Source organism: Pararobbsia alpina (assembly GCF_965118125.1).
In the GTDB taxonomy this organism is placed as follows: Bacteria; Pseudomonadota; Gammaproteobacteria; order Burkholderiales; family Burkholderiaceae; genus Pararobbsia; species Pararobbsia alpina_A.
This window is the reverse complement of sequence record NZ_OZ221288.1, coordinates 1644061-1659579: the sequence shown is the minus strand read 5'-3', so window position 1 is coordinate 1659579 and position 15519 is coordinate 1644061. Positions and strand designations below refer to the sequence as shown.

The 15519-nt window shown below is 61.0% G+C and carries 13 protein-coding genes; 5 read left to right on the top strand and 8 right to left on the bottom strand.

The genetic code is table 11. The features are described from left to right. The first annotated feature begins 104 nt into the window (after positions 1 to 104). Both ACMFWR_RS25535 and ACMFWR_RS25530 read left to right on the top strand, forming a co-directional pair. Positions 105 to 926, top strand: coding sequence for an AraC family transcriptional regulator (locus ACMFWR_RS25535; protein ID WP_413195169.1), 822 nt, complete (start codon positions 105 to 107; stop codon positions 924 to 926). Between the two features lie 524 nt (positions 927 to 1450). Next, positions 1451 to 3199 carry a SulP family inorganic anion transporter gene (locus tag ACMFWR_RS25530; protein WP_413195168.1) on the top strand — a complete coding sequence of 583 codons (1749 nt, stop codon included), beginning with the start codon at positions 1451 to 1453 and terminating at the stop codon, positions 3197 to 3199. Between the two features lie 80 nt (positions 3200 to 3279). On the opposite strand, the gene ACMFWR_RS25525 is transcribed toward ACMFWR_RS25530, so the two are convergent. Continuing rightward, complete coding sequence (locus tag ACMFWR_RS25525; RefSeq protein WP_413195167.1) at positions 3280 to 3999, bottom strand: type 1 glutamine amidotransferase domain-containing protein; 720 nt, start codon at positions 3997 to 3999, stop codon at positions 3280 to 3282. A 231-nt stretch (positions 4000 to 4230) separates the two neighbouring features. Here ACMFWR_RS25525 and ACMFWR_RS25520 point away from each other — a divergent pair, with 231 nt between their 5' ends. Next, positions 4231 to 5160, top strand: coding sequence for a LysR family transcriptional regulator (locus tag ACMFWR_RS25520; protein WP_413195166.1), 930 nt, complete (start codon positions 4231 to 4233; stop codon positions 5158 to 5160). Between the two features lie 388 nt (positions 5161 to 5548). Here ACMFWR_RS25520 and ACMFWR_RS25515 read toward each other — a convergent pair whose 3' ends face one another. The 3 genes from ACMFWR_RS25515 to ACMFWR_RS25505 form a co-directional block, all read right to left on the bottom strand. Continuing rightward, complete coding sequence (locus tag ACMFWR_RS25515) at positions 5549 to 6280, bottom strand: hypothetical protein (RefSeq protein WP_413195165.1); 732 nt, start codon at positions 6278 to 6280, stop codon at positions 5549 to 5551. Beyond that, a complete protein-coding gene (locus ACMFWR_RS25510; protein ID WP_413195164.1) occupies positions 6273 to 7451 on the bottom strand; it encodes an AAA family ATPase in 1179 nt (392 codons plus the stop codon). The genes ACMFWR_RS25515 and ACMFWR_RS25510 overlap by 8 nt, the downstream gene beginning before the upstream one ends. Before the next feature lie 114 nt (positions 7452 to 7565). Continuing rightward, positions 7566 to 8150 carry a TetR/AcrR family transcriptional regulator gene (locus tag ACMFWR_RS25505; protein ID WP_413195163.1) on the bottom strand — a complete coding sequence of 195 codons (585 nt, stop codon included), beginning with the start codon at positions 8148 to 8150 and terminating at the stop codon, positions 7566 to 7568. A gap of 152 nt (positions 8151 to 8302) precedes the next feature. On the opposite strand from ACMFWR_RS25505, the gene ACMFWR_RS25500 reads away from it, so the two are divergent. Together ACMFWR_RS25500 and ACMFWR_RS25495 are read left to right on the top strand one after the other, a co-directional pair. Next, positions 8303 to 8725, top strand: coding sequence for a tautomerase family protein (locus tag ACMFWR_RS25500; RefSeq protein ID WP_413195162.1), 423 nt, complete (start codon positions 8303 to 8305; stop codon positions 8723 to 8725). Positions 8726 to 9149: 424 nt separating this feature from the next. Then, the gene (locus ACMFWR_RS25495) at positions 9150 to 10760 is read left to right on the top strand and encodes an ATP-binding protein (protein WP_413195161.1); all 1611 of its coding nucleotides are present in this window, start codon (positions 9150 to 9152) and stop codon (positions 10758 to 10760) included. A 132-nt stretch (positions 10761 to 10892) separates the two neighbouring features. Here the strand turns inward: ACMFWR_RS25495 and ACMFWR_RS25490 are convergent, their stop codons facing one another. The 4 genes from ACMFWR_RS25490 to ACMFWR_RS25475 all read right to left on the bottom strand — a co-directional run bounded on the left by ACMFWR_RS25490 (position 10893) and on the right by ACMFWR_RS25475 (position 15517). Further along, complete coding sequence (locus ACMFWR_RS25490; RefSeq protein WP_413195160.1) at positions 10893 to 12527, bottom strand: FGGY-family carbohydrate kinase; 1635 nt, start codon at positions 12525 to 12527, stop codon at positions 10893 to 10895. 70 nt (positions 12528 to 12597) lie between these two features. Then, positions 12598 to 13326 (bottom strand): SDR family oxidoreductase, encoded by a 729-nt coding sequence (locus ACMFWR_RS25485; RefSeq protein ID WP_413195159.1) that lies wholly within the window; start codon positions 13324 to 13326, stop codon positions 12598 to 12600. 23 nt (positions 13327 to 13349) lie between these two features. Next, a complete protein-coding gene (locus tag ACMFWR_RS25480; RefSeq protein ID WP_413195158.1) occupies positions 13350 to 14699 on the bottom strand; it encodes a sugar ABC transporter permease in 1350 nt (449 codons plus the stop codon). A 14-nt stretch (positions 14700 to 14713) separates the two neighbouring features. Further along, positions 14714 to 15517 carry an ATP-binding cassette domain-containing protein gene (locus ACMFWR_RS25475; RefSeq protein WP_413195157.1) on the bottom strand — a complete coding sequence of 268 codons (804 nt, stop codon included), beginning with the start codon at positions 15515 to 15517 and terminating at the stop codon, positions 14714 to 14716. Between the last annotated feature and the right edge of the window lie 2 nt (positions 15518 to 15519).

Genomic DNA, 15519 nt, shown 5'->3' with positions numbered 1-15519 from the left:
GAATTCTCTGTGCTGCCCGGTGCGAGACAGAAGAATACGGGCGGCTCAACCGATTTGTATTGCCGACATATGTCGCAAATCGGCCAACATTTTGCTGAGTCGCGATGAATCTGATCGAAATCGATGGAACGGGCCCGATCTGGCGGCAACGTTATGAGGCGGTGCGGACGGTGGCGGACGAGCCGGTCGAGGCACGGATGTGGGAATACGCGAACGGCTTTCGAGAGTCCTGGCACGACCACAGTCAGGCCCAGATGATCTACGTGACGAGGGGCGTACTCCAGATCACGACGCCTGCCGGCATGTGGACGTTGACGTCGCATCACGGGCTATGGCTGCCGCCGACGATGCTGCATGAGCTGTATGCGATCGGAGATGTCGAAGTTCGCACGGCCTATATCGATGCGGGCACGAGCGCTGAACTCGAACGATGGTCGACGAGCCGCATGTTTCAGGTGAGTCCGTTGCTCGACGCGCTTCATGGCGTGCTGGCGACGCGCAGCGCCGACGTCGACACGCAGCGAGCGCGCCTCGCATTACCGTTGTTTTTGCTTGAACTGTCGCGAGCGCAGGTGGTGCTCACGGGCGCGTTGCCGTTGCCGCATGACCGGCGGTTGCGGTCGATTTGCGAACAGATGCTGACGTGCCCGGAAAACAACGACACGATCGAGCGCTGGGGAGAAAGAGTGGGTGCGAGCACGCGCACGCTTGCCCGACTCTTTCGCGAGGAGACCGGGCTCAGCTTTGGCCAGTGGCGTCAGCAACTTCGGCTTGTTGAAGCGATTGCCCGGCTTGCGCTGGGTCGATCAGTCAGCGTGATTGCGACGGAGCTCGGTTATCAGAGCTCGAGCGCGTTCATATCGATGTTCCGGAAGACACTCGGAGAAACGCCGCAGCGGTACCTGCGGCGTGGTGACACGGTCTGAAGCACGGGAGGGGGCGAAGCGCCGGCGCGTTACATCGTGGCGCGCAACGTGAACAGCACCTTGGCGGGATCGCCGTAGTACTCACCGAGCACTATCGGGCCAATCTGCTCAAAGCCGTCGCGGAGTCGGCATTGCCGTTCGTTTCGAGCATGAAAACCGACGAACGGTAAAGACTCGCTATCGCCGCAAATGAGGCCATCGTCAGAGCACCGGACGCCTTGAAGGGTTACGTCGTCTCAATCGCGAACAATCTGGAGTCATCGACTTGCGAAGGACTGTGCAAGTATTGATCGAAATCCAGTGGCAACCACCCAGTGTAAATTCGACCGGCGCACCGGTCGCGTTCATTAACCGGATAAACGGTATGATTATTTGTGTGCCGTGCGCTTGACGTAGGGCACAAAAAGCGCGAGCGTGTGTACATGGCAGTGGGAGCACGCGGGTACATCCAATGTCGCGATCGCTGACGGCACCGTCGCGAATGCGCTCACCACAAAGCTCACAAAATCCGTGGAGACCGCGACATGAAACCTGCAGCGCCAACGACGTCGCATCCGCATCGGATGCCCCTGCTGCAAGGCTTGTTGCCGCTCAATCTCGCGCAATTGCCTCATGACGTCATTGCCGGGATCACATTGGCAGCGCTCGGCATCCCCGAGGTGATGGGATACACGAAAATCGCAGGGACACCCACCGTCACGGGTCTCTACACGATTCTGCTGCCGCTACTGGCGTTTGTGATCTTCGGTGCATCGCGGCAACTGGTGGTGGCCGCAGACTCCGCGACGGCAGCGATCCTGGCCGGGACATTGACGGCCGTCGCCGCCCTGGGGAGCAAGGATTATGTCGCCCTGACCAGTACGGTGGCCTTGATGGTCGCCGTGATGCTCGTGATTGCACGCATTTTCCGCCTTGGATTTCTTGCCGACTTCTTGTCTCGCAGTGCTTTGATCGGCTTTTTGACCGGCGTGGGCATCCAGGTGGCGGCGGGCGAGCTCGCCGGGCTGTTCGGCCTCGCAAAACAGGGGCACGGCCCCGTGATGCAGATTGTGTCGGCGTTCGAACGCATCGGCGGGGCTCACTATCCGACGACGATGCTTTCACTGGCTGTTCTCGTTGTGATCATCGGTTGCAAACGTCTGACGCCTCGCGCGCCTGGTGCGCTGATTGCCGTTATCGGTTCGATTGTGGCAAGCGGGGTGTTTGATTTTGCCGGGCGCGGTATTGCGGTGACAGGCGAAGTGCCGGGTGGTCTTCCATCATTGTTCGTGCCGCCGTTACATATGAGCCAGATGAACCAGGTGCTGGCGACAGCTGCGTCATGCTTTATCGTCATCATCGCGCAAAGTGCGGCGACGGCGCGCGCGTATGCCAATCGCTACAACGAGAAGGGCGACGACAATGCCGACATCATCGGGCTCGCTGCAGCGAACGCGGCCGCCGCGTTCACGGGCACCTTCGTGGTGAACGGCAGCCCGACCAAGACCGAGATGGTTGACGACGCGGGTGGGCGCACCCAGCTTGCGCATCTGACAACCGCGGTCATCGTACTGCTCGTGCTTCTATTCCTCACGAAGCCGCTCAGTCTTCTGCCGTCTGCTGTCTTGTCGGCGATCGTTTTCATGATCGGCGTGAAGCTGATCGACGCGAAAGGCATGACCGAGCTGTTTCAGGTGCAGAAGGATGAGTTCGTCGTCGCACTCGTCACAGCGCTGGTCGTTGTGTTCGTCGACGTGATGCACGGAATTCTCGCCGCCGTGGTGCTGTCGCTGATCGCGCACGCGCAGCATAGCTATCGCCTGCGAACGCGCGTGATGACGCGCAGCCCCGGTGGGCGCTGGTTTGCGCATCGCGTCGCGCCCAACTTGCTCGCGGCTCCGGGCATCGTCGTGTACCGGTTCGAAGCGGACCTCTTCTATGCGAACACCAGCCGCTTTACGGGAGAAGTCCTCAGGCTTGTCAACGAGACGAATCCGCCGCTGCGCTGGGTGGTGATCGACGCATCGGAGATCAACAACATTGACTACACCGCCGGCAAGACCCTCGTTCAGCTCGGGGGCGAGCTGAACAAGCGCGGCGTGGGTATTGTCGCCGTCGCGCTGGCGACGGGCGTACGGCATGAAATTGAACGCTATAAAGCGCTCAGTGAGATCGGCGTGCGCCGCGAGATCTTTGCGACGGTCGATGCAGCGATTGAGGCGCTGAGCGATATCAGTCCGTCGACGGCCGAACGCTCCCCGGACGCCGAAACGAAACGAGACGGACAAACGTGACTCGGTTCCGTATTGCCAGCTCACAGGTGCGGCGATCCCCGAGATAGAAGTCGATCAACCACGTGCGCCGCGTACGCCACCTACCGCGCCTCAACGCGCGCTTCGAGCGCAGTCAGGACCGCCTTTGCGGCAGCCGCTGCCGACGCCGGGTTTTGGCCGGTCACCAGATTGCCATCGACAACCACATGCGGAGACCAGGGCGCTCCGGCTTCGAACACTGCGCCCGCTGCACGCAGCCGTGTTTCGAGCAGCCACGGCGCGTTTGCTGCGAGACCGACCTGTGTCTCTTCGTCGTCCGTAAATGCGGTAAGCCGACGGTTTCTGAACACCGAGCCAGAGGCATTGCCCGCGGAAAGGAAGCTCGCCTGGCCGTGACATACCGCCCCCACCACCTTCTCGGGGTCTGCCAGCGCGGCAGCGAGAATGAGCCCGACGCGTTCGTTCACAGCGAGATCCTGCATCGGACCATGGCCGCCCGGAACGAAGACGGCGTCGAATTCGGATAGATGAATGTTAGCGAGCGACTGCGGCGCCTGGAGTGCCGCTGCGTGTTTCTCCAGATAAGCCGAGAGCGCGGCGACCTTGGCGCTGTCTCCATGGTTGACCTCAACAGAGAGGCTCAGCGCATCGACAACCGCGGGGCCGCCATACGGTGTCGCAATGGCGATATCCGCGCCGGACGCGGAGAAGACTTCATGCGGAGCGACAAACTCTTCGGCCCAGAAGCCGGTGGGGCGTTGCGATCCATCGAGTTGTGTCCACGACGTGGCGCTTGTCAGGATCATCAGAATTGAAGGCATGGAAGTGACCTGCAAAAAAGGCTTGGAAGGGGGATGCCTATCGCTGCACACGCACGAGCTTGCGCACCTGTGTCGCAGATCTTTGCGATACTGCGTGGCGCTCGACCGCTTGCTCGCGACAGGAACGTCGCATTGACGAGCCGAAGTCTGACGATTAACCCGACACCGGTATATGGACCCCGTGCGATTTGTGAATTCCCGTGAATGGAACCCGTTATGCGGGGCGGCTCAATGAATCGCTTCGAAGCATTGCGTGTGTTTTGTGTCGCGTCCGAGAGCGCTAACTTTCGAGAGGCTGCGATCAAGCTTGGCGTCTCGCCTCAGGTCATCACGCGGGTCGTCAAGCAGCTCGAGGAAGAGATCGGAGAGCCGCTGTTCCATCGCAGCACGCGCGGCGTTCGCCTCACGGACTTCGGCGAACGACTGGCGACTCGAAGTGCGGAAGCGATTGCGGGCATCGACACTATCTTTGCCTTCGATGCGCAGAGTGAGGGTGAAGAATACGCGGGCTCCGTGCGTATTGCGACGCCGACGGCACTTGGGCGGCGATTCGTCGCACGCGGGCTGGCGCCAATCATTGCGAAGCACCCCGGCCTGACGATAGACGTGCGCGCATCGGAAGTACTTGCAGATGTGGTCGACGAGCAAATCGATATTGGCGTACGTATCGGTCCGATGCGCGACAGTCGGTTCGTCGCGCGCGCAATGTCAAAGGCGTCGTTATATTTCGTCGCAGCGCCGGGAATGCTGAAGAGTACGGGGGCGCCTGCGACTCGCGACGATCTGCTGCAGGCGCCGCTGACCCTGTTAATCGACCGAAATACCGGGCGTCCATGGCCCTGGATGTTCAAGGGCGACAGCCAGGTCGTACCGCCCAACCCCGTGTTCGTCACGGACGATCCGGAAACCGAATGCGAAGCTGTTGTCGCGGGGATCGGCATCGGGCAATTGCCGGGACACTTGGCGCTACCTTTGATTCGCGAAGGCCGGCTTGTATCGATTCTCGAAGAGTTGCGCCCGGAGCCTTCGACGATCTATGTCTATCGCCCACACCGCGCGCCGGTCCCCCCTCGTATCCGACTCGTTTTCGACGCGCTGTGCGAGATCATGGCAGCGTGCGAAAGCGATAGTCTAGGTACTGATGGACTCGGAATCGGGTAATCGGAATCGAAATGGATTAATAAACGCGCATGAATAAGCGAATTCCTCGAAATCCGTTCATTTCCGCGAGACTCCGCGAGATCGGGGGTGCGTTGCGATGGAGGCGTCTAGGCCAGCGATACCGGAAATACTGAGACCCGCTAAGACTCTCGATCGGCGTCACGATTGATCTCATCGATTTCTTCCGTGAGCAGCCTCGAAAGATCCTCCGGCGCCATGTGCCTCAGGCGCTTTGCGAGCTTTCGGTCGTATTGCCTGTCGTTCGGATCGCCATTTGCGGCCTTGCGCGCGTATTTCTGGACGAACACGCCAAGTGCGCCGGCCAGACGGGACTTTTTGCGCTGTGTGTTCATAGAGGCCGTGGAGGCAAACTGCGTGCTTTGCGCCTTTACCTCAGCGACATAAGATCGGAGGCGAATCCCTCGCCATGAGACTCGACGGCTGTGCAGACGCGCTTCTCAAACTCTATAGCCTGCGTACAGCGTGCCTTGACGCGGCCCCATTGAGCCGTCACCTCAGCCGTCCTTGATCGATACTCACGTACCGACTTTCGGATGCGCGTGGCTTTGGGCTGTGAGGCCAATTGGGTATCGAGGTCCATTCGGCACTCGATACCTGCAAGCAATGGATGTCCGTCAGCCAAGACGGCTGCAGCCAGCCAAGACTCAACCGCCTTTGAAGGAACGCAGAAAAGACTCTTGGGGCCCGTCGTCGCGATGCCCATCCAGCTACATAGGACCGCCTCAAGCGCTGCCACTGTGTTGTTTGCCGGGGGGCACGGTTGAGCGCATGGGAGCGGCATCAGATTGCGTGCCACGTCGCCGAACGCTTCGCCGTAGTCCAAGTAGCGTTTGTCGGCGACATCGGCGTCGAGATGCACAATCACCATGTCGAAGTTGCTCAGCGTCGGATCCGACTCAATCGTCGCCGCACCACGCTGACGGAACTCGCGGCACCACTTGAACACACCGCCCCAGCCGCAACCGAGGTCTGGCCGCGTGGGTTCGGGTTGCAGAAGATTGATCACAAAAGGTCGACGCAATATTGCCTTCAGTGCGCCCTCAATCACCTGGAAGTCAGTCGGACCTTCGGCGACCAATCCGATACGAAGATCAGACATTGGGTACTGCCCCCAGGTTGCCCATCAGCCACAGCCGCGACAAGGGATACGATTCGCTCAATGTCTTGAGCTCATCCGTCAGCTCGATTCGACGAACGACAGTGTGCCCATCGCTGTTACGTTCGACGGCAAACAGTCGAACCTCAGCGTCGTTCAGATCGAGTCCATCGAGAACCGCCGGATTGTGGGCCGTGAATACCAACTGACGTTTTGTTTCGCTCCGTTCCAACCACGCGGAGAGCTTGGCCGTCAGTCGACCGACGAGCCGTGGATTGAGCGCCTGATCCAGGTTGTCGATAGCGAACACGCGCGGCGCGTGCGGGGACAGGCAAAGAATCGCGCAGAACAACACATATAGCGCGCCTTCGCTTGCGTCGTAGGCGGTCAGCGTGTTTCGACTCTTCTGCATGAACCGATCTGTGAACCGCAACACATCTTTGGTACGGGCGACCGACGGTGACAAGAGCGAACCCGCGGATGTCGCAGTCTGGATGTCGGCGACCCAATCGATCAACTCGAAAACGCTATCGAGCAAATCATCATCATGGTCGAGCACCGACCTTCTGAACTCCGCGAATCCTTCGGCCAGTCCGCCTCCAGCGAGTCCGACGGGATTGCGCGATTGCGGATCTCCGACCATGGCGCGCAGCGTCGGGGTATTCGGCGAATAAATTGCGAAGTTCTGCAGGCGGTGCATGAGCAATGCTGCTGCGCTCTCTGAATTCACCTCGACGAGCTTCAAGGCGGCCAGCCCTGCCGTGGGTGTGAGGTTCAGGCGATTGCGAACCCCATCCGAAACGATCTCGTCGGTCAAGTCCGCAAGGCGCTCGGTCTTGAACGTCCACGCGGGTTCGGGGTTCTCGAGCGGATTGAGCAGTGACACGCGATAAACCGCACCGCTCTCGCTTTGCGCCGACAGGCCGATATGCGCGGGTACGTGCGCCGACTCGAACGAACTCTTGTAGAGCCTCGGAACGCCAGGGCGCACGCCGCGTCGGAGCAGCGCTTCGTCGTCCACCCGGCCATTCGCGGCAGCGCCTAGCACGCCGATCGCCTCGAGGACGTTGCTCTTGCCGACCCCGTTGGCACCGATGAAGCAATTGACCCGTCCCAGTTCCAGCGACTGCGACACGATGGACTTGAATCCATCGATTTGAATGTTTCGAATCATGAAGGTACCTGGAGGTCCTGCGAACGGAGTGCCGTGAGGAGACGATCGCACCAGCGCCAGAGGATATCGAGCGAGATTTTCCTTGTCCGTCGAAAATCGCGCAAGTACCGTCTATCAAGGCGTCCGCTTCGCCCCCATCTCAATCGCGGCCTTGCGGACTGCTGCGCCGATCTGCTCGCTGACCGCAGGGTCGTTCACGGCTCGAGCCAGGGTGACGCCGCCAACGAGCATCGCAAGCAATGCGGTGGCTTCTTCGCGCCGCGCCTTGGGTTTGCCTTCCAAACCAGATGCCAGCGCCGCAATGATTTCGTTCAACTCGCGTTCATACGCTTGCCGCGTTTCCTCGTCGGCGCGGGCCACTTCGCTTGAGAGGCTCTGCACCGCGCAACTGTCGGCAAGATCGCAGGTGCGGCGATCGCCCATATAGAAGTCGATAAACGCCTCACGCCACTGGCTGCCCTTTTGCTGGATGGTCTGCTCGATGCCGTGCCGCAGGTCCTCGAGTCCGACCACGACCGCCTCACGAAAGGCAACGGCCTTCGACTTGAAATGCGCGTAGAACGCACCCGATGTCACATCGGCGTCCTTCGCCAGACCGTCGACCCCTGAGCCGCCAAAGCCTAGACTGCGGAACCCTCGGCCCGCGCTCGCGAGAATCTTTGCCTTGCTTTCTTCTTTCTTCCCGGCCGGATGTGCCATGCGCACCTCTTAATATAACGATCGTTATTTTGTGCTTGACGACATCACGATCGTTATGAAACCATCGCGACATCACGATCGTTATATCGTGACCGTGATGATGGCGCAAGAGTTCTGCTTCGACTAAACCCTTAGATGAAGGAGTTATTTCAATGCCTATTTCAGTTCATGTCACCCAGGGACTTCTGACTGCGCAAGGCGAGCGCGAAGTCCTTCCCCTGCTAGCCGACGCGTTGCTGCGCGCGCATGGCCTGAGCGACAACCGGTTCATGGTGCCCAACGTCATTGGTCACGTGATCGTGAGCCCGGAGTCGCGAAGCTACGTTGGGGGAAAGTCCCAGTCGTTGGCCGTCATTGAAGTCAAAGTGCCGGCGGCCACGTTCCCGAACGACGAAGTCAAGCAGGCCTTCGTCACGGCGGCGACCAATATCATTGATGAGCTCAGCGCGGACACGCATTCCCGAGAGCGCACCTTCGTCAATGTCACGTATGCGGTCGACGGCACATGGGGTATTGGCGGTAAAGCGTATTCCAACGTCGAGCTCGGCGAGGCCATACAGCGGAATGCCGCCTGAGATATCGGACGGACGCAAGACGACGCATCGCTGATGCACTGAAGAAGCCGAAATAAAGCCGAAACAAAACCGAATAATTTCGGGGCTGAAGCGTTTTATTGAGCACTCGACCCGTTGGCTCATCGCTGCAATGCGATGAGCCAACAAGACGTACCGCAAGACGTACCGCTTCAAGCTCGATACGCTGCACGATCTGCACCGCTAGACGCACCATCCGACGCACCGCAAGCCACACTACAAGTCGTACATCGCAGTGAGCTTCACGCGAAGTTACACATTGCTTTCATAAGCCAGAATGTGGGCAATCGCCAGGATATCCGTCCGGGCTGCAGCACATATTGTCCAGGCGCCAACGCGCGTAGAATCGCATCGTCGCAATCAGGCCGTATCGCAACGTGGGTGTTGATTCTTTGGGATTGATCCTATGTCGACAGTGACGACAGAGATGACCGCGCTGAAGCCGGTTCCGGTACCTGCCGAGGTCATCCGGAAGTGGCAGGAGATCGTGGATCTGCTTGCCGCGATCATGCACGTCCCTGCAGCGCTGATCATGCGCGTCGAGCCCCCGAGCATCGAGGTCTTCGTTTGCAGTGAATCTACGGGAAATCCCTATGAGCCCGCAGAAAAGGCATCGCTGAACACGGGTCTCTACTGCGAAACCGTGATGAAGACCCGGCGGCCCTTGCATGTCGCCGATGCCCTTGTCGACACCGACTGGAATTCGAACCCGGATATCAAGCTCGGGATGATTTCCTATCTGGGTGTTCCCATCAGTTGGCCCGACGGCGAGATCTTCGGGACCATCTGCGTACTCGATAGCGAGCGCAACGACTACAGCAACGTGTATTTGCGTCTGTTGCTTCAATGGCGAGACGTCCTTCAGGCCGACCTGCGCGCGATCGCCACGCTCAATCGACAGCTCGAGGAACGCGAGACGAAAATCCGCCGCCTTGTCGATGCCGACATCATCGGTATTTTCATTTGGGACTTCGACGGGCGCATTCTCGAGGCCAACGACGCATTCATCGAAACCCTCGGATACGAGCGGGAAGAGTTCACGGCGGCCCGCATCGGATGGGTCGAACTGAATCCGCCTGAATGGTTTGAGCTCGAATGGGAACGCTGGATTCCCGAGCTCAGGCAAACAGGACGTCTGGAACCGCGAGAAAAAGAATACTTCCGAAAGGACGGCAGCAAGGTGCCCGTGTTGTTCGGCGCGGCCATGTTCGAAGACGGCGGAAATCAGGGCGTCGCTTTTGTGCTGGATCTCACGGCGCGCAAGCGGGCAGAGTCCGAGGCGCGGGAGAGCGAACGGCGGTATCAGGATGCGCACGCATCGCTGGCCCACGCGAACCGGGTTTCCACTTTGGGGCAACTGGTTGCGACCATCAGCCACGAGATCCGGCAACCGATCTCGGCATGCTCCACCAACGCGGCCGCGGGATTGCGCTGGTTGTCGATGCCCACTCCGAACATTGAAGAGGCCAGCAAGGCATTTGAGCGGATCAGTGAGACGGCGAACCGAGCCGGCGAAATCACGGAGCGGGTGCGTCGACTCGTCAAGAACGCACCGACGGAGAAAGAGCCCGTGGCATTGAATGCCGCGCTGGAAGAGGTCATTGCGATGACACGCGGCGAAGCCGAGCGGGTCGGTGTATCCGTGAAAGTGATGCTTGAGCGGCAGTTACCGCTGGTCCGGTGCGACCGCGTACAGCTTCAGCAAGTGTTCCTGAACCTCATTCTTAACGGTTTCGAAGCGATGGCCGATACTGCCTCGGGCCCCCGCATGCTGACGGTGACGACGCACGCCGCGGAGAACGCTTCCGTCGTCGTGTCCGTCGGCGACACGGGTCCCGGTGTTGCCCCCGAGAATGCCTCACGCGTCTTCGAGGCGTTTTACACCACGAAGGAACGTGGCATGGGGATGGGGCTGTCGATTTGCCGCTCTATTCTGAATGCGCATGGCGGTACGCTCGAGGTGCAGGACAACACGCCTCGCGGCGCTGTTTTTCGACTGACGCTCCCGGTAGCCTGAGTCGAACACGACCGCAAACGACCGCGCCCGGATCTCCCGGGCGCTTGCTTTCGTGCTTCGGGCAGTGTGTTCACCCGTCCGGCACAGTTCTGGGATTCGCCGACCTGAGAAGCCGAAACTCCGCGCAAGAGCCTAACGAATCTCCCGCGCCAGGCTTTGCAACTGCTTGAACGCACTAAAGCGCTTGTCGTGCAGTTCGGCAACCGCACCTGCGCTCGGCTTATAGGTCTCGGCGATCTGGGACATCGCGCCCATCGCTGAGCGTACATCGCCAAACTGACCGCCCGCGACGCCACCGAGCATTGCCGCGCCAAGCAGCACGGGCTCTTCAGCCTGAATCGCTAGCACGGGCTTGCCCGTCGCATCGGCGAGCAGTTGCCGCACGAGGTCCGAGCGTCCGGCGCCACCACTGATGACGATGCGCCGAATCGGCGCGCCGGCCTTGTCTTGCGTCTCGATGATCTGGCGCAATCCATAGCCGATGCTGCAAATCCCCGCGATATACAGCGCAACGAGACTCACCAGGTCGCTCTCCATGCCCAGCCCCGCGATCACCGCGCGCGCATGCGGGTCGGCCAACGGCGCACGATTGCCCAGGAACTCAGGAACGATATGCAGGCCTTTGGCGAGCAGCACCGAGCTCGACAGATCATTGGCGCCCTTGGCAGCCAGATCGGCCAGCATTGAAGGCAACGACAACCCGAGGCGCTCCGCCTGCACATGCGCTTCAGCCGTCGCCGGGTGCATCGAGAGCAGCCGTTCGATCGCAGCGCCCGCGACGGATTGCCCGCCTTCATTGAGCCACGCGTCGGGCACCATCGCCGAGAAATACGGCCCCCAGACTCCCGGCACGAACACCGGCGCCTGGGTTGTCGTCATCGTGCACGACGAGGTGCCGAACACGTAGGCCAGGTTCGCCTCGGCCTGACCATCGGCGCCAACGGTGCCGATACCGCCCGCATGCGCGTCGATCACACCGGTGGCGACCGGCGTGCCGGCGCGCAGCCCAAGCTCGGCCGCCGCGGCTGCGGTGAGTCCATTGCCGAGCGGGGTGCCCGGATCGACCACCTTGTCGCCGATCCGTGCGAAGCCTTCATCGGCCAGCACGCCAAGGCCAACGGTACGGAAGTAGTCCTCGTCCCAGCGGCGCTCATGCGCGAGATAGGTCCATTTGCACGTGACCGTACACGTCGATCGCGACAAATCGCCCGTTGACCGCCAGGTGAGAAAGTCGGTCAGGTCGAAGAATTGCCATGCGGCTTCGAACACCTTGGGCCGGTTCTCAAGCAGCCAGAGCAGCTTGGGCGTTTCCATTTCCGGCGAGATCTTGCCGCCGACGTACTTGAGCACCTCGTGGCCGGTCGCATTGATGCGTTCGGCCTGGTCGACGGCGCGATGGTCCATCCAGACAATGATGTCGCGTTCGGCTTCTTCCGAGGGGCCTACGGGCAAGGACTGTCCGCCTTCGCCAAGCACGACGAGCGAGCACGTCGCGTCGAAACCGATTCCCGCGATCTGGTCGGGCGACACGGATGCCTGCGCAAGCGCGTCCCGCACCGACTCGCAGACCGCGCGCCAGATCTCGCTGCTCGATTGTTCGACGATCGAGCCCGCGGCATGAAAGAGGGTGATGTCACGTTTTGCCGAACCGACCATGCGGCCGACCAGATCGAAGACGCCGGCTCGGGCGCTGCCCGTGCCTACGTCGACGCCGATCACATATCGCGCGTTGCCGGATGCGCCGGCGCTCGGATGTTCAGAAGTCATAGCGAGTGCAGTTCAATGACGAAAAAGGAGGGCGTCACAGCCGCGACGCCCTCCTCATGCCGACCATCGATCAAAGATCGACGTTGTTCGGAAGGAGGACGAGATCGCGAATGGTCACATTGCGCGGACGCGTGAGCATGAAGAGTACCGAATCCGCGACTTCCTTGGGTTGCATCAGGCTGCCCGATGCAAGCGCTTCATCCATCTTAGCCTTGGGCCAGTCATCGAGCAGCGCAGTCACGACGGGTCCCGGACACACGGCGCCCACGCGCACACCGTGCTTCGACAGCTGGCGCCGCGTCGTATGCACGAAGGCCTGCACCGCGAACTTCGATGCCGTGTAGATCGGCTCCCATACGACCGGCACGATACCCGCAATCGAACTCGTGAAGATGATGTCGCCTGATTTCTGCGCGACCATATGCGGAATCACCGCGCGCACCGAACGAAACGCCGCGTTGACGTTGAGGTTCAGCACGCGATCCCATTCATCGGGATTGCCCTCCGTGACATCGCCGCCGATATATGCGCCGGCGTTCGCATGGAAAATATCGAGGCCGCCCGCGAGTTCAAGAATGCGCGGCAGCAAGGTCGCGACTTCTGACGGCTGCAGCAGATCCACGGCAAGCGGGAACGCGTTCGGTCCCAACTCCGCGCAAAGTTGCGCGAGTCTGTCTTTCGCGCGATCGACGAGCACTACCTTTGCGCCTTCCGCAATCAGCGTACGCGCGCATTCGAGACCGATACCCGATGCGGCGCCGGTGATCGCGGCAACCTTTCCTTCCATTGATTCACTCACTGACTGCTCCTGAATAGCTGGGATTAAGCGCGACCGTGCGACACGCGTGAACGCCGCGCGAGCGAGTCGACAATGACGGCAATCGCGAGCACCGCGCCGGTGATCATGAAACGCAGCGACGACGAGAGGTTCAGCAGCGTGAGGCCGCTTGCGATCGACTGGATCACGATGATCCCGAGCACCGCCGAATACGCACTGCCGCGACCGCCGAAGAGCGAGGTGCCGCCGATCACGGCCGCCGCGATCGCGTTGAGGTTGACGTCGCCCGTACCGGCTTGCTGGCTGGCCGACGCCAGTCGCGCAGCGGTCAACACGCCGCCAAGCGCAGCGAAGCTTGCGCAGAGCACGAATGCACTCGTGTAGATCGCATTGACCTTGATGCCGGCGCGGCGCGCGGCTTCATGATTACCGCCGACTGCGTTCATCGAACGGCCCCAGCGGGTCTTCGTCAATGCGTAGTTCATCGCCACTGCGAGGCCGAGAAACAGGCCGAACATTAGCGGCACACCGCGCCCTTGATTCAGGTACGCGACGACGACTTCGAGGAATACCGTCAACACAAGCGCGCGCACCACGATGCTGCCCAGCGACGCCGCCGACAGATTGACCGCACGACGACGCTGTCCGGTGCGAATCCCCGACAGCAGGATGATCAAGCCCGGTAGCAACGCGAGGATGTACGACACGACCGCGGGAATGATCATCAATTGCCCGAGGTTCACCAGGGCCGCGCCATACGGCAGGTTGATCGAACCCGTCGAGCCGAGTACGTAGAGCTGCATGCCGAGGATGGCGAGCAGACCTGCGAGCGTCGCAACAAAACTCGGCATGCCGAGCTTGGTCAGCAACAGCGCATAGACCGCGCCAACGACGGCGCCGACGACGATCGCAAAGAGAATCGCGAGCAGCACAGGCCAGCCGCTATTGACCCAGAGCGTCCCTACGAGTGCGGACGCAAAACCGCTCATCGAACCAACCGACAGATCGATCTCGCCGACAAGCAGCACGCAGACGATGCCAAGCGAGATCACGCCCACTGTCGAGCAATCGAACAGCAGGTTGACCAGATTGTTGGCGGACAGAAATACGGGGTTCAGAACGGTGAACACCGTCCAGATGATGACCAGGCCGACGACGACCGGCAGCGAGCCGAGGTCGCCCGATTTCACGCGACCGATAAACGCAGAGATCGAATCGCCGACCCCGGCCGAGTGTTTGACGCGAACATCGCTGCGGTCGAGCTGCGTCGACGGCTGTGCGTTGCCTTGCGTGTCGCGTTGAGCGCCGCTGGAAGGGTTGGGAGAGCTGGAAGAGGGGCCGCCTGAGGCGTTGCCCGAGGAGCCTTGAGGGGCGCCATGCGCTTCGTTCATCATGATGGTTCCTTTGGTCAGGCGCTTTGTTCAGCCTGGCGGCGATTCGCTCGACGCGACACGGCGTTTTCGGTGGCGCCGGTAATGGCGGCCACGAGTTCCTGGTTGGACGAGTCGGGATAGAACACCCCGTTGTTCCGGCCAAGGCGCAGCACGACGATGCGATCCGCCACGGCGCGCACGTCTTCCATGTTGTGGCTGATCATGATCACGGCGTGCCCGCGATCGCGAACGCGCTCGATCAGGTTCAGCACTTCCGCGGTTTGCGCGACGCCGAGTGCGGCGGTCGGCTCGTCGAGCATGATCAGCTTCGGGTCGAGCAGCAGCGAGCGCGCGATCGCGACCGTCTGGCGCTGGCCGCCCGACAACGAGGCGACCACGTCGCGCACGTTGGGGATACGCGCCGATAACTCGTTGAGCAGCGTCCAGGCGCGCACTTCCATCGTGACTTCGTCGAGACGCGTGGGCCGGAGTTCGCGACCCAGGAAGATGTTCGCGACGACATCGAGGTTTTCGCAGAGCGCGAGATCCTGGAACACGGTCGCGATACCGAGGTCGAGCGCCGTGCCCGGATCGGACAACGTGACTTCTTTGCCCGCAAAGCGGATCGTGCCGCTGCTGGGTTGATGCACGCCCGCCAGCACCTTGACGAGCGTCGACTTGCCCGCGCCGTTGTCGCCAACGAGTGCGACGACTTCGCCGGCGTGCACATCGAGTTCGATGTCCGTCAGCGCCGACACCGCTCCGAAGTGTTTCGAAATGCCGCGCAAGCTCAGTACGGGCTCGCCCGACCGGGTTCGTGATGTGGAGTTGTCAGTCATTT

What these genes read in the sequence shown, in the direction of transcription:
- ACMFWR_RS25535 (WP_413195169.1), top strand. Translation starts at nt 105, where the DNA reads ATGAATCTGATCGAAATCGATGGAACGGGCCCGATCTGGCGGCAACGT.
- ACMFWR_RS25530 (WP_413195168.1), top strand. Translation starts at nt 1,451, where the DNA reads ATGAAACCTGCAGCGCCAACGACGTCGCATCCGCATCGGATGCCCCTG.
- ACMFWR_RS25525 (WP_413195167.1), bottom strand. Translation starts at nt 3,999, where the DNA reads ATGCCTTCAATTCTGATGATCCTGACAAGCGCCACGTCGTGGACACAA.
- ACMFWR_RS25520 (WP_413195166.1), top strand. Translation starts at nt 4,231, where the DNA reads ATGAATCGCTTCGAAGCATTGCGTGTGTTTTGTGTCGCGTCCGAGAGC.
- ACMFWR_RS25515 (WP_413195165.1), bottom strand. Translation starts at nt 6,280, where the DNA reads ATGTCTGATCTTCGTATCGGATTGGTCGCCGAAGGTCCGACTGACTTC.
- ACMFWR_RS25510 (WP_413195164.1), bottom strand. Translation starts at nt 7,451, where the DNA reads ATGATTCGAAACATTCAAATCGATGGATTCAAGTCCATCGTGTCGCAG.
- ACMFWR_RS25505 (WP_413195163.1), bottom strand. Translation starts at nt 8,150, where the DNA reads ATGGCACATCCGGCCGGGAAGAAAGAAGAAAGCAAGGCAAAGATTCTC.
- ACMFWR_RS25500 (WP_413195162.1), top strand. Translation starts at nt 8,303, where the DNA reads ATGCCTATTTCAGTTCATGTCACCCAGGGACTTCTGACTGCGCAAGGC.
- ACMFWR_RS25495 (WP_413195161.1), top strand. Translation starts at nt 9,150, where the DNA reads ATGTCGACAGTGACGACAGAGATGACCGCGCTGAAGCCGGTTCCGGTA.
- ACMFWR_RS25490 (WP_413195160.1), bottom strand. Translation starts at nt 12,527, where the DNA reads ATGACTTCTGAACATCCGAGCGCCGGCGCATCCGGCAACGCGCGATAT.
- ACMFWR_RS25480 (WP_413195158.1), bottom strand. Translation starts at nt 14,699, where the DNA reads ATGATGAACGAAGCGCATGGCGCCCCTCAAGGCTCCTCGGGCAACGCC.
- ACMFWR_RS25475 (WP_413195157.1), bottom strand. Translation starts at nt 15,517, where the DNA reads ATGACTGACAACTCCACATCACGAACCCGGTCGGGCGAGCCCGTACTG.